We start from the raw sequence: 13,869 nt of genomic DNA on the forward strand, positions 1-13,869 counted from the left end.
CGTCTTTGTGCCAAATTTAGTGAAAATTCTAAGCGCATTGCAGAAGTCGAGACTAGTTTATTGAAAGAAAAGAAGAAAGCGGACATCAACCGGCCCTTCTGGCACAATGCATACACAGGAAAAAAATTGTAAATTCGATCAAAAAAAGTTGGCTTTATCTGCGGTTGAACGAGCGATCGCTCGATTGACAAGGCGATTTGCCAAATGGCGGCCAGGCGACATGCTCAAAGACGAACATCACTTCGTAATCGCATGGGTCATGATCGGGCGTCCTGGATGGGGATGTGCCGCCACTGGTCAATCTTCTTGAAACAGGTTCACCAAGGGGCGCAACCGGTTTGCCACCGGCTAAACTCCTATTCCAGCGCCGGGCGAACTACTCCGCCGCTTCCAGGAACTGCGACGTTGCTGCCTCACGATCCCCACCGCTGCTATCTGTTTTGTTGAGCTGCTTGAGCAACAAATCACGTTTATCGAACGCCTTCTTCAGATTGGCCTCCTTGACCGGACCGAACCCACGGACAAGATCCGGCACGCGCGCCAATTCAACAAGAAGACCGTAGTTTCCGTCCGGCAGCCTATTCAGGATTTCTGCGATATCGGATTTGTACTGGCGGATCAGCGCCCGCTCCGCCGTTCGCTCAGCTGTTCTGCCGAATGGATCATACCATTTGCCGCGAACACCCTTGAACTTGGCCAACAAGCCGAAGGCCTGGAAAATCCAAGGTCCAAAGGCGATTTTTTCCGGACGTCCGGTTTTGGGATCCTTCCGGTGCGCCAACAGAGGCGGTGCCAGATGAACCTTGATCCTCTTTGGATCCTGAAAACGCTGCGAGACCTTTTCCTTAAAGTCGGGAGACGAATAAAGACGTGCGACCTCATATTCGTCCTTGTAGGCCATCACCTTGAACAACATGTCGGCAACGGTCTGCGTAAGTCGCATTGTTCCAGGACCGTGCAACGTATCGGCTGATTTCACTTTTTCGACGAGGTCGCGGTAACCTGCAGCGTAGTCCGTATCCTGATACCTCGTGAGTTCTTCTTCGTTGAAGGCTATCTTTTCCTCGAGCGTGAACGTCGGCTGCGCTTCGGCGGCAGGCAGCGCGCTCAGAAGTTTGTCCGGTTGCGCCACCAGTACGCGTCCCGCCCGGAACGCCTTGATGTTGTTTGCAACAGCAGCCCCATTGAGCTGAAGTGCGGTTTCCAGCGCGTGATCCGACACAGGCAGAGCACCGCTCTGGTAAGCCATCCCGACAAGCAGCATGTTTGCAAAGATGGCGTCGCCAAGAAGCTTTTCCGCTATGTCCGCCGCATTCATGGAGACATAAGTACCCGATGCCTCGCGCAAGGCCGTATCCATGCGCTTTTCGTCAAATGAAAGCGTTTGTTTGAGAACAAATTCCGCGGTCGGCGCAACTTTGGTATTTGCCACCGTGACTGTGTGTCCACGCCGTGCCAAGGCTAGCTGATCTGCATTGGTGGCGACCACCATGTCGCTTGCGATCAACAGATCAAGGCTGGCCGTTGGAACCCGTGGTCCCTCGATGGACCTGTCACTGGCAGCAAAACGTACGTGAGATGTAACCGGCCCGCCCTTTTGGGCAAGCCCGGTCATATCAAGCGTCGATGCTTGCTTGCCATCGATATGCGCTGCCATGGCAAGAACAGCGCTGATGGTCGTGACGCCCATACCGCCGATACCGGCAACGAGCGTGTTCTGAGTCCGCTCAAGCGATGGAAGGACCGGATCGGTCAAGGCGTCTGCAAGAACGTCGATGTCGATCTCGGCTTTTTTCGGCTTGCGAAGTGCCGCGCCATCGATTTCGACGAAGGACGGGCAAAAGCCCTTGATGCAGGAAAAGTCCTTGTTACAGCTCGACTGATTGATAACGCGCTTTTCACCGAACGGCGTTGCCAGGGGTTCGACAGACAGGCAATTCGACTGAACCGAACAGTCTCCACACCCTTCGCAAACCCGCTCGTTGATAAACAGTCTCTTGTCCGGGTCCGGAAACTGTCCCCGCTTGCGCCGGCGACGCTTTTCGGCGGCACAGGTCTGATCATAGACAATAACCGAGACGCCTTTGAACGTCTGGAGATCTTCCTGGACATCCATCAGTTCGTCGCGGTGGTGGATTTTCGTACCCTTTGCAACGGGTGTCCAGGAACCATAGTTTTCCGGGTTTTCGGACACAATGGCAATGCGCTCGACGCCTTCGGCCTCCAGCTGTCGCGTGATCTGCGGCACGGTCAAAAGGCCATCGACCTTCTGCCCGCCGGTCATTGCGACCGCGTCGTTGTAAAGGATCTTGTAGGTGATCGGCACGTTCGAGGCGAGCGCCTGACGGATGGCCAGGATCCCGGAATGGAAGTAGGTGCCGTCACCCACATTGGCGAAGACATGACTGTCGTCGGAGAACGGTTCCTGTCCCACCCAAAGGACACCCTCGCCGCCCATCGCGATCTGGCCTTCGGTCGTGCGGCCAGCCATTTCGGTCATGGCATGGCACCCGATCCCCGGCATGGAGCGCGACCCTTCGGGCGTTTTGGTTGAGGTCGAATGCGGGCATCCTGAGCAGAAATAGGGAATTCGCGCTGCGCGTTCGGCATGTCCCTGCGCCCACATGACCTGCTTGGTCATGCGGTCGGCAACAGCGCCCATGTCCTGCGACACCACCTCTTGCGGCAGCCACGCCATCAGTCCCTTGATCAGTTCGGCAACGGACAATTCAAGCACATCCGACAGGAACGGTTTTCCGTCCGGACGGCGCTTGCCCCAGATTTCCGGGCGGCTCATGTCCGGCCAGTGATAGGAAATCTCCTTGATCTGGCTTTCCATGAAGGCACGCTTGTGCTCGACAACGAGCAACCGCTCTGTGCCGCGGGCAAATTCGCGAAGCCCCAATGGCTCCAGGGGCCAGGTCATTGCCACCTTGTAGACAGCAAGTCCGATGGACTTGGCGAGATCCTCGGTTATGCCCATGAGATTGAGCGCCTGCAAGAGATCGCGGTAGGCCTTGCCGGACGTAACGATACCGAGTTTAGCCTGCCCGCGCGTTCCGTAGGTGACACGATCAAGACCGTTTGTCCGGACATAGTTATGAGCTGCCGGGATACGAAGGTCCCGGACAAGCCGTTCCGTTTCCAGCCGGTTGCCCAGCATAAGGTCACGGTTTTGCCTGTAGTCCTTGCGCGGATCACCTTCCAGCGGGCGCATTAGCCGGAGCCTGTCGCCGGAGATATCGATCGTCGCAGACGCGTCCATCGTGTCTGCAACACAGATCAACGCGGTCCAGAGGCTTGTAAATCTGGACATTTCGAGCCCGTGAAGACCGAAGTCCAGCACGTCCTGAATGTCTGAAGGGTTCAGAACGGGAATCTCAGCGTGTTCAAAAAAGAACTCGCTTTGCGCGGGGAGGATGGAGGATTTTGCGAGGTGGTCATCGCCCGCCAGCGCGAGTACGCCGCCATTCCGGTCGGTCCCCGATGCATTGGCCTGGCGCAACACGTCGCCGGCACGATCCACACCTGGAGCCTTGCCGTACCAGATGCCGAAAACGCCATCATAGTCTGTCGGCCTGCCGACGCCGCCCTCGCCTCTCAGTTTCTGGCTGCCCCAGACCGCCGTTGCGCCAAGTTCCTCATTGACCCCCGGTTTGAACACAACATCATGAGTGTCTAGGTGGCGCTGAGCGCGCATGAGCTCGGTGTCGTAACCGGCAAGCGGCGATCCGCGGTAACCTGAAATAAATCCGCCAGCCTTCAGGCCGGCGTCACGGTCCAGCCGCGCCCGATCCAGTGCCAGCCGCACGAGTGCCTGTATGCCAGTCAGATAAACCCGTCCTTCTGTCGCGACATATTTGTCTTCCAGCGACACGGTTGGCATATGAACATTCATCCGGCGTCCTCCTGAAACGTCGATCTTGGCGGCAGCGCCTCCCCGCCACTTTCTTCTAGATAAATATCATCCTTTTCTTGGGCAATTTCTGTGCTATCGTCACGGTCAATAACCTCAGAACCGCATAAAAATTCCCCAAATAGGCGATGACCGAAAAATATCTTCTCGACCCGTCCGACATCCGTGTTCTCCGAGTCTTGCAGCGGGATGCATCGCTGTCCATCGCCGAAGTGGCCAAAGAAGCGGGAATGAGCCAAACGCCGTGCTGGCGGCGGATCAAACGCCTCAAGGAACAAGGGATTATCCGCCAGATTACCGCGATAATCGACCGGGAGTCCGTCGGTCTGGGTTTCGTCGCCTATTCTTTCGTAAAGCTGGCCGTCCCGAGCCGGGACAATATGGAGACATTCGACAAGCTGGTGCATCACTGGCCCGAAGTCGTCACCTGCGAACGCATCACCGGCGCCGTGGACTACCTGATCAAGGTCGTCACCGACGACATAAAAACCTATGACAATTTTCTGCGGCTGAAGCTGCTGGACAACACGCTGGTCTCCGATGTCCAGTCAAGGATCGTGGTCAATACGGTCAAGGATACCGTCGCTTTGCCGCTTCGGGAAAACTGAACCGGGTCGTGCGGCAACCCAATCGTTGCTAGATGAAACGCACATGCCCCTGGATCCGCTTTGTGCGTCAGTCGCGCTCCACAGCCGTTACCTTTCCGGATTGCGGATCGATTTTGATCTCGAACTTGCTGCCGTCAAGGATTGCTTCCACCTCGATACGAGACCGTTTGACCTCAATCTCACGAATGTCATAGCCGCCCGTTTCAAGCGCCAGGGCAATCCCGGACACTGAAGTTCCAACGGTATCTCCGGCCTGAACCTGGGCGGACGCGGCTGTGCCGGTTGCCAGGAAGGTTGCCATAGCAAGCGTCGCAGCCTGAATTGGATTTGCCAACTTTGGTATTTGCAACGTGTGTTCCTCGTCTTGATCAGTCGGTTGTGTGTCGCCGCTGCTGATGTGGTCTCTCGCGAGCACGTTGCAAATTAAAGAAAATCCATCATTCGAAGTGCATTGAAACCAGGTTCGCGCCATAGCCAACTCAAATTGCAAATCGCGAAGGCGCAAATGCTGTCAGATCCAATCCCGGGTCCTTGCCTGCAATCTGTTCGGCCAAAAGACGCCCGGTGACGGGACCAAGCGTGAAGCCGTCGTGTGCGTGTCCGAAATTCAGCCAAAGGCCAGGTGTCTTGTAGGACGCTCCGAAGACAGGCAACGAGTCCGGAAGACACGGACGGGATCCCAGCCAGGGCGTTTCCTGAAGTGCCTTTCCCAGCGGAAAGAGCTCCGTCGCACGGCGCCGCGCCCGCTTGATGACATTCGGATTGGCTGGCGCATCCCGGTCCGTCAGTTCAACACCTGTCGTCAGACGAATACCGTTGTCCGTCGGTGTCAGCGCGAAGCCGTGGTCAAGATCAACGACGGGCCTGGAAAGCGTCGCTCCGGGTTCGGGCTGAAAATGCATGTGATAGCCGCGCTTCGCGACCAGCGGAAAGTCTTCACCCAGGTTCTTCAGCAGATCCATGGACCAGGCCCCGAGCGCCACCACAGCATTTCGCGCGTTGATGGAACCACGCTCACACTCGATCCGCCAGCCTCCCCGCTGCCGCTGCAGTTTTCGTGCATCGCCCCTGAAAGAGCGACCACCTTCTTGTATATAGCCACGCCAGAAGGCATCGACCACGGCTCCGGGGTTCGAAACGGAACAACTCTCGCTCCAATGCACTGCCTTCACATGCACGGGTTTCAGACCTGGCTCGAGAGCGGATGTTTCCTCGCTGGTCAGTTCATTATAGGAGACCCCATGAACGCGCGCGTAATGACGCTCAATCTCGTCCTCACGAAATGAGCTGATTGACCGGTAAAGGTGAAGCCAGCCGCCCCTGCGGTAATACCGCTCGGCGATCGACAGACGCGCGAGGTCGAGATGGTCCTGCGCAGCCAGGGCCCTGAGCGGCGCAATCGCTCTGGAATAGTGCTCGATCCCCCGTCCGCTGCTGGCCGCGTGATACTGTTTGAGCCAGGGTGCAAGTGAGATGATTTTTTTCAAGTCGCAGGACACAGCGCTGGATTGGCCGGATAAGATGCTGAGAACCTGCATCGGTTTTAAGGGGATGGGGTGCGGAACGAACCCGTTGCACTGAACGATGCCCGCGTTGCCGAATGACGCCTCTTCGCCGGGGTGAGACCGGTCCAAAAGGGCAACATCGAGCCCCAGCAGTTTCAGGTGAAACGCTGTCGACACCCCGACGATTCCGGCCCCGAGGACCACGACGTCGAATGAAGTGTATTGACCGTTTTCTTCTGTCATACCAACGCTAAAGACAATTCAGGCGCGCCTTTGCGTCTGGTATCGGCGCCCCCGTTCGGTTAAGTAGCGCAAGGAGCCTGCCTCACCTTGCTGTTTCTGGAGACACACTAGATGATTCGACTAATTGGGGCAGGATTGGCTTTTATCGGACGGCACGGAACCGCCGCCCTTGCCGCGAGCATATTCATCGGCATGGCGCTCCCGGTCTTGTCCGCTCATCTGAGACCCTTTCTTGCACTCGCTGTCTTCAGTCTCCTGACACTGGCTTTTCTCCGGGTGGATCAGGATGCCATCAAGACCCGTTTGAAACGACCTGCACTCCTGATCGCAGCTCTTTTCTGGATGATGCTGGGCGCACCACTGCTGACCTATCTGCTTATCAGGCTTTCAGGCGTTTCCGCGCTTGGGCCGGACGTTGTTCTGGCGCTCTATATTGCAACGGCAGCACCACCGGTCATGGCGGCTCCGGCTTTCATTTATCTCCTCGGTCTCGACGGGACGCTCAGCCTTGCTCTTTCGGTTGCAGCTCTGATCGTGACACCGCTCACGGCGCCCTTTATCGGCAGCCTCATGCTCGGCTCGTCCCTCCCGTTGAGCGTCGGTGGACTGGCAACGCAATTGTCCATCCTGCTCGCAGGGGCGTTTGTGCTCGCCATGCTCCTCAGAAAGCTTGCCGGAGAGGAGCGGCTTAAGCGAAGTGCGAACCATATCGGTGGTCTGAACGTTCTTCTCCTTCTTTTCTTCGCGATCGCCGCGATGGACGGCGTGGCTGCCAGTTTCGCGGACCGGCCGCTTTATACGCTCATGATAACCGCGCTCACATTCGGTCTGGCGATTGTTCAGATCGGGCTGTCGCTCGCGCTGTTCGCCCCGGCGACGCGGGAAGACGCCTATGCGATCGCTCACACCTGCGGCACGCGAAACATGGGGCTCATGGTTGCCGCCTTTGGCGGAACTCTTCCCGAATTCACGTGGCTCTGGTTCGCGGTCGGACAATTCCCGATTTATCTGCTGCCCATGTTCCTCAAGCCATTTGTACGTGTTTTTTGCCGCCAAAACGCAAAAACTGTGACGCCGGAGAACTGAAACCGGGATTTCCTATGCTTAACTACCGGCACGAACGTTTGAAGTCGGAGGAAAATGCATGCCCGTCCCGTCCTATCTGAAGAAGAAGCTTCAGCAAGCCGTGTTTTGCTTGCTGCCTTCTTTCATGATGATCTGCGCATCAGCCGGTTTGGCCTCGGCGGGGGACGACGCAAAGTTGGAAATCTTCGGTTTTTCCAAACACGGAGATTTCTTCGCCTTCGAACAATACGGGTTCCAGGACGGCTCGGGCTACCCTTATTCGGACATCTTCGTGATCGACGTGCTTGGCGATAGCTGGGTGAAACCCTCGCCTTTTCGCCGGATAGATGAGATGGAGTACCTGGAGGGCACGGACGAGTATGCGTACTTGACCGACACCCGCGCCCGTAATTTTGGTGCCGCGGATAAGCTGCTCGAAATGAAGGGCATTGCTGGACGGGGTCAAACTGTCGCTTTCAATCCCAGAACGGAATTGGGCTCAAATCCCCATAAGATGGTGGTGGCCCCCAGGCTGCCGCTTCTGTCCGGCGAAACGTCGGTCGAACTGACCCTGTCTGAGTTTCCATTACAAAACGCCCAATGCACCGCCTATGACGTCGAGAGCAAAGGGTTTCGGTTGACCATGGTCAACAACGGCGTGACACGGACATTGAACCACGACACCACCCTTCCAAAGAGCCGTGTTTGCCCCACTTCATACAGAATGGAGCGGTTTTTCACCTACTACCCTGAAAGTGCCCCACCCGTATTCGCCGTGCTGATCCAGATGGAAAGCCTCGGATTTGAAGGGCCTGACCGCAGGTATCTGGCGATAGCGGGCCGGCTCTAGGAAACCGCAACTTCGGCAAAAAGAGTTTGAAACTCTTTGGCGCGCATGATAGCCGCGCAGGCGATACCGTCTGTCCGGCTGGCAAAGCACTCCGGGCGCTGATTTTTCCGGGAGCCTGTCATGCCGCACAACACAATCATCGCCCCGTCGATCCTTGCCTCCGACTTTTCCAAGCTCGGACAGGAGGTTCGCGACGTTGTGGAGGCCGGCGCCGATTGGATCCACCTGGACGTCATGGACGGCCACTTCGTTCCGAACATCACTTTCGGTCCGGATATCATTGCGAAACTGCGTCCGCATTCCGACAAGGTGTTCGATACCCACCTGATGATTGAACCCGTCGATCCATACCTTGAGGCCTTTGCAAAAGCCGGATCGGACATCATCACTGTGCATGCAGAAGCAACACCTCACCTCGACCGGACACTTCAGGCGATCCGCGATCTTGGCAAGAAGGCTGGTGTTTCGCTGAACCCATCGACGCCGGAAAACGTGCTGGAATACGTATTGGACCGCCTGGACCTTATTCTGGTAATGACAGTGAACCCGGGCTTTGGCGGTCAGAAATTCATCCACTCGCAAGTCGAGAAAACGCGGCGGATAAAGGACATGATCGCAGACCGCCCGATTGACCTTGAAATCGATGGCGGCGTGACGCCGGAAACCGCCCCTTTAGTGACTTCCGCGGGCGCGAATGTGCTGGTAGCTGGTTCGGCCGTCTTTAAAGGAGGCACGAAAGAGGCCTATGCAGCGAACATTTCAGCGATCAGGGATGCTGTAAAATTGTAAGTATTTTCGAAGCACTCTCCGGTTGTTTCAATGTAAAAACAACGATGCAAATCTTCAAAAGCTTGAAATTTGTGCAATCGCTTTAATTGTTTCGAAAGTCCGTTCGCCCAACCTCTCGCATTCAGACGCAAAGTCACTTCAAACGGACAGCGGGCGCACATGTTACGTGAAAGAAAACTATCCGATCTAATACTTGACCGCGCCCTTTATGCCCTAGCGGAAATGATGCGAAAGCGCGCGTCAAAGAAAGACCGGTTTACCCATATTTGCGTACCGATGAATGATGTGATCGGGATGCGGTTGTTCAGCACCGGCAGTTTCGAACAAACCCAGCTGGATGGAGTTCTCGACTTTCTCGATGAATACCCTCCGGATGAAGACGCGATTTTTCTCGATGTCGGCGGCAACATCGGGGTTTATTCGATCCTGCTGCGTGACCGCTTCAAGACCGTTTATTCCTTTGAACCAAACCCGGTCACGTTTGAAATTCTGAAGGCAAATCTCGGCCTGTCGGGCGCCCGGAATGTCGAAGCCGTGAACATGGCCCTCTCTGACCGTCAGGACCAGGTCCCGATTTTCATTCCGCGAAATGGCAATCTAGGCTGGGCGACGCTGGACGCCTCTCATCACGATATCGCAGTCGACAAGGTCGACATCAAGTGCACCACACTCGATGCATTCGTGGAGGAAAATCAGCTGGACGCCGCCAGGATCAAGATGATCAAGATCGATGTCGAAGGACACGAAACCAGCGTCATCAGCGGCGGCGTCGAAACGCTTGCAAAACACACGACGCCGCTTCTTTGCGAGGTTCTGTCCGATGAGAGCGGAGCCGATCTCATTTCAACGCTTGAGGCTCTGGGCTATTCGCGGTTTGAAATCTTCAAACGAGACGTCAGCAAGATGTTCTTGACCCGCGTTAGACGGGAGCCCTTCGACGTGGACAAGAACGGCAAGGCCGCACTGGTCCTGGCGCGATAGCAGGTCCTGGTCTCATGGTACCAGATCACTCGCGCGAAGCTTGCAAAACGCGCACCCCCCCAAAGGTTTCCTGAACACATTTCACAAACCCGACTTCCCGACCGGGTATCCCCTCGGCTAAGGTCGTGTGCAATGCTTTATTGATTGTCTGGGGGACATCTTGGCACATATGCGCCGCAGCATTGGGCTGTTGGGACTCACATTTGTCGCCATCAGCGGCATACTGGGGTCTGGCTGGCTGTTCACACCGCTCCTTGCTGCCCAGGCTGCCGGGCCTTCGGCGATGATTGCATGGGTCATCGGCGGCTTTGCAATGCTCCTGCTTGCCGCAACGTTTGCGGAAATCGCGACGATCCTCCCCGTCGCCGGCGGTATCGGCCGCGTGCCGCATTTTTCACACGGCTCGGTCGTGTCCATGACAATGGGGTGGACGGCCTGGATCGGATACAACACCGCTGCAACCATCGAAGTCGAGGCAGTGCTGAGGTATTCCAGAAGCCTTGCGCCCTGGCTTTACGGCCCGGACGGTCAGCTGACCTTCAGCGGTCTCGGTGTTGCCTGCCTGCTTCTCATGATTTTCACGGTGCTGAACGCTTTTGGGGTGAAGTTTTTCGCACGCATCAACACCGCCCTGACCTGGGTGAAAGTCATCGTTCCGGCCCTCCTGGCAACAGTGATCCTCACATCCGAGTTTCGCATTGCCAACTTCAGTGACTATGGAGGCTTTGCCCCCGAAGGCCTGAAGGGCATTTTGTCGGCGATTTCAACAGGTGGTGTCATCTTTGCCCTGATCGGATTCCGGCATGTCATCGACATGGCCGGGGAAGCGAAAAACCCCAAGGTGAATGTACCGCTGGCACTCGTTCTGAGCCTCGTCATCTGCCTTCTGATCCTCGGTGGATTGCAAATCGCGTTTCTTGGAGCGTTGGATCACTCGAACCTTGAAGGCGGTTGGCACGCGCTGCATTTTCCAGGACAACTCGGGCCCATGGCATCGCTTGCCACTGCGGTTGGAGCCCTCTGGATCGTGAGCATTCTCGACACCAGCGCACGCATTTCCAGTTTTGCCTCCGGCCTGGTCTCGGTCGGCTCCAATGCGCGCCTTGGGCTTGCGATGGCCCAAAACGGTTTGTTTCCGAAGTTCATGGAAACACTCTCCCGTCGCGGCGTTCCGCTGTTTTCGCTTCTGGTAAACTTTCTGGTCGCGGCCGTGTTCTTCGTGGTGCTGCCCTTTCAGCAGGTTATTGCGCTCAATACGTCTTCCATTGTGCTGTCATTTGTCGTGGGCCCGATAGCGGTGCTTGCCTTCAGACGCTTGCTACCGAACACGCCAAGGGCGTTCGTTCTGCCTGTCGCGCCGATTACGGGATGCCTGGCCTTCGTGGTCGCCAGTCTGATCATCTATTGGAGCGGCTGGGACACGATGGTTCATCTGGTCATATGCCTGCTGATCGGTTTGGCGCTTTTGCTTTTACGCAATGCGCAGGGCGGCTTTGACAGTCTGGACTGGCGGGAAGCGCTCTGGCTTCTACCCTATCTGCCTGGCCTCGTTGTCCTGTCTTATCTGGGGTCCTTTGGTGGCGGACTGGATGTCATCCCGGTCGGCCCGGACATACTTGCGGTCGGCGCGCTTGCTTCAGGCGTCTATTTCCTCGCCAATCGTCTCAGCCTGCCCAAGGACAAATTTGATCTCTATCTGGCGGAAGAAGAACTTGATGAAATCGGTGAATACGATGTTGTGGAGGATGCACCCGTCGAAGAGCCTGGTTTCAAGCGGGACTGACCGCGTTCAGCTAAGGCGCGGTTTCATCGCTCCGGACCGGCCTGGCTCCATCAGCTTTTCCCTGAGCCCGGTCGGGTAAAAATCCAGCCCCTTGGCGTCCAGTTCCGCGAATGAGACCCATTTGGCAATTCCGGATGTTTCATCGCTGTCTTCAAACGCAATACTGTCCTTCTGGTAGAACCGGCTTTCAGCAAAATGAGCATGGCAGGCAAAGATGATCTCGTGGCCCGCGACGCCATGATGTTCGAAAAGATTCTCGACAACGAGATAGCTGTCGAGAAGTGTGATACGAGCCCCCAGTTCCTCCAGAAATTCCCTCTGCAGCGTATCCCGCCAGGGCTCGCCGAATTCGACGGTTCCACCCAGGGGCCGCATGCCCTTGACCCGGCCGGTATCATCGAAAATATCGGACAGGAGCAATGCGTCGTCCTGCCAGATCAGTGCGAGTGCCTTGACGGTGATTGTATTTGCCGGACGCCAGATTGGCATGTGTCTCTCCATCACCTGAAAGGTTCTTCTACCCCTCCCCAGCACGTAAAATTCACAAGGAGGACGTCACCTGCAAGCAAAATCGGCTTCGCTGCATTGATGGGCAAGCGCTGCTCTGCTATTTCGCAGCCACACACTCCTTCCACATGAGGTTCTGCCCGCGATGATCCCGCGCTATTCCCGCACTGACATGGTGTCCATCTGGTCTCCGGAATCGAAATTCCGTATCTGGTTCGAGATCGAGGCCCATGCCTGCGACGCGCTGGCCAACCTCGGTGTCATTCCCAAGGAAGCCGCGGCGACCATCTGGGAAAAAGGAGGCAGCGCCACTTTTGACATCGACCGCATCGACGAGATCGAGCGCGAAACAAAGCACGATGTCATTGCTTTTCTGACCCATCTGGCGGAAATCGTCGGACCGGACGCCCGCTTCGTTCACCAGGGCATGACCTCGTCCGACGTCCTGGATACCTGTTTCAACGTACAGCTGGTCAAGGCGACCGACCTTCTCCTCGAAGATCTCGAAGCGCTGCTCGCCGCGTTGAAACGCCGTGCGATGGAGCACAAGGACACCGTCTGCATCGGGCGCTCCCACGGCATTCACGCTGAGCCGGTCACCTTCGGTCTCAAGATGGCCGAAGCCTACGCAGAATTTGACCGTTGCAAGACCCGCCTTCTGGCCGCTCGCGAGGAGATCGCGACATGCGCCATTTCCGGCGCTGTCGGCACGTTCGCGAATATCGACCCGAGTGTCGAAGAGCATGTGGCCAAGGCCATGGGCCTGAAGCCGGAACCGGTTTCCACACAGGTCATTCCCCGTGATCGTCATGCCATGTATTTCGCAACGCTCGGCGTGATCGCATCCTCGATTGAACGGGTTGCAACGGAAATCCGGCACCTGCAGCGTACCGAAGTTCTCGAAGCGGAAGAATTCTTCTCCAAGGGGCAGAAGGGCTCATCGGCCATGCCCCACAAGCGCAATCCGGTGCTGACCGAAAATCTGACCGGGCTTGCGCGCCTTGTGCGCGGTTACTCCATCCCTGCCATGGAAAACGTCGCGCTGTGGCATGAACGCGATATCTCGCATTCCTCCGTTGAACGCATGATCGGTCCGGACGCAACTGTCACGCTCGACTTTGCGCTTGTCCGACTGACGGGCGTCATCGACAAGCTCATGGTCTACCCTGAGCGCATGATTGGGAACATGGACCGGCTCGGCGGACTGGTGCATTCGCAGCGCATCTTGCTGGCTTTGACCCAGGCAGGATCTTCGCGCGAAGACGCCTACAGGCTGGTTCAGAGAAATGCGATGAAGGTCTGGGACAGCTACCAGGTCGCCGGCGCTGCCTCTGTCGATTTCCTGACCGAATTGCTGGAAGATGCCGATGTGCGCAACTACCTGTCCGAACAGGAAATTCGCGACCGGTTCGATCTTGGCTATCATACGAAGAATGTCGACGTGATCTTCGAACGGGTGTTCTCTGACAACTGAGGCGCAGGCACCACAACGGCATTCGTCGCATTTGGCAGCAAAGACGGAGTATCGCTTTCCGGATCTTCATTTCTTCCGGGATGACAACCGGATTGAAATTTGCCACGTTTGTCGCGACTGAGATTGATCAGCTCGCAACCAAACCTGG

General features: G+C 56.6%; 11 protein-coding genes. 7 read left to right on the forward strand and 4 right to left on the reverse strand.

The genetic code is table 11. The features are described from left to right. Positions 1-376 precede the first annotated feature (376 nt). Entirely contained in the window at positions 377-3,898 is a 3,522-nt protein-coding gene (locus tag ABVF61_RS02775; protein ID WP_353992001.1) for an indolepyruvate ferredoxin oxidoreductase family protein, read from the reverse strand. Positions 3,899-4,044: 146 nt separating this feature from the next. On the opposite strand from ABVF61_RS02775, the gene ABVF61_RS02780 reads away from it, so the two are divergent. Further along, positions 4,045-4,524 carry an Lrp/AsnC family transcriptional regulator gene (locus ABVF61_RS02780; RefSeq protein WP_353992002.1) on the forward strand — a complete coding sequence of 160 codons (480 nt, stop codon included), beginning with the start codon at positions 4,045-4,047 and terminating at the stop codon, positions 4,522-4,524. Positions 4,525-4,591: 67 nt separating this feature from the next. Here ABVF61_RS02780 and ABVF61_RS02785 read toward each other — a convergent pair whose 3' ends face one another. Both ABVF61_RS02785 and ABVF61_RS02790 read right to left on the reverse strand, forming a co-directional pair. Beyond that, complete coding sequence (locus ABVF61_RS02785; RefSeq protein ID WP_353992003.1) at positions 4,592-4,873, reverse strand: PepSY domain-containing protein; 282 nt, start codon at positions 4,871-4,873, stop codon at positions 4,592-4,594. A gap of 130 nt (positions 4,874-5,003) precedes the next feature. Then, positions 5,004-6,272 (reverse strand): NAD(P)/FAD-dependent oxidoreductase, encoded by a 1,269-nt coding sequence (locus tag ABVF61_RS02790; protein ID WP_353992004.1) that lies wholly within the window; start codon positions 6,270-6,272, stop codon positions 5,004-5,006. Between the two features lie 111 nt (positions 6,273-6,383). On the opposite strand from ABVF61_RS02790, the gene ABVF61_RS02795 reads away from it, so the two are divergent. From ABVF61_RS02795 to ABVF61_RS02815, 5 genes are all read left to right on the forward strand, one after another. Next, positions 6,384-7,358 (forward strand): sodium:proton symporter, encoded by a 975-nt coding sequence (locus ABVF61_RS02795; protein ID WP_353992005.1) that lies wholly within the window; start codon positions 6,384-6,386, stop codon positions 7,356-7,358. Between the two features lie 58 nt (positions 7,359-7,416). Beyond that, positions 7,417-8,187 carry a DUF2259 domain-containing protein gene (locus tag ABVF61_RS02800; RefSeq protein ID WP_353992006.1) on the forward strand — a complete coding sequence of 257 codons (771 nt, stop codon included), beginning with the start codon at positions 7,417-7,419 and terminating at the stop codon, positions 8,185-8,187. Between the two features lie 120 nt (positions 8,188-8,307). Beyond that, the gene (gene rpe / locus ABVF61_RS02805) at positions 8,308-8,976 is read left to right on the forward strand and encodes a ribulose-phosphate 3-epimerase (RefSeq protein ID WP_353992007.1); all 669 of its coding nucleotides are present in this window, start codon (positions 8,308-8,310) and stop codon (positions 8,974-8,976) included. A 159-nt stretch (positions 8,977-9,135) separates the two neighbouring features. Beyond that, positions 9,136-9,957 (forward strand): FkbM family methyltransferase, encoded by an 822-nt coding sequence (locus tag ABVF61_RS02810; protein WP_353992008.1) that lies wholly within the window; start codon positions 9,136-9,138, stop codon positions 9,955-9,957. A gap of 169 nt (positions 9,958-10,126) precedes the next feature. Beyond that, on the forward strand, positions 10,127-11,740 hold the full coding sequence (locus ABVF61_RS02815; RefSeq protein ID WP_353992009.1) for an APC family permease: 1,614 nt from the start codon (positions 10,127-10,129) through the stop codon (positions 11,738-11,740). 6 nt (positions 11,741-11,746) lie between these two features. Here ABVF61_RS02815 and ABVF61_RS02820 read toward each other — a convergent pair whose 3' ends face one another. Then, entirely contained in the window at positions 11,747-12,229 is a 483-nt protein-coding gene (locus ABVF61_RS02820; RefSeq protein WP_353992010.1) for an NUDIX hydrolase, read from the reverse strand. Positions 12,230-12,392: 163 nt separating this feature from the next. Between ABVF61_RS02820 and purB the strand changes: the two genes are divergently transcribed. Beyond that, the gene (gene purB / locus ABVF61_RS02825; protein ID WP_353992011.1) at positions 12,393-13,721 is read left to right on the forward strand and encodes an adenylosuccinate lyase; all 1,329 of its coding nucleotides are present in this window, start codon (positions 12,393-12,395) and stop codon (positions 13,719-13,721) included. Positions 13,722-13,869: the final 148 nt, after the last annotated feature.

Source organism: Roseibium sp. HPY-6 (assembly GCF_040530035.1).
Classification (GTDB): domain Bacteria; phylum Pseudomonadota; class Alphaproteobacteria; order Rhizobiales; family Stappiaceae; genus Roseibium.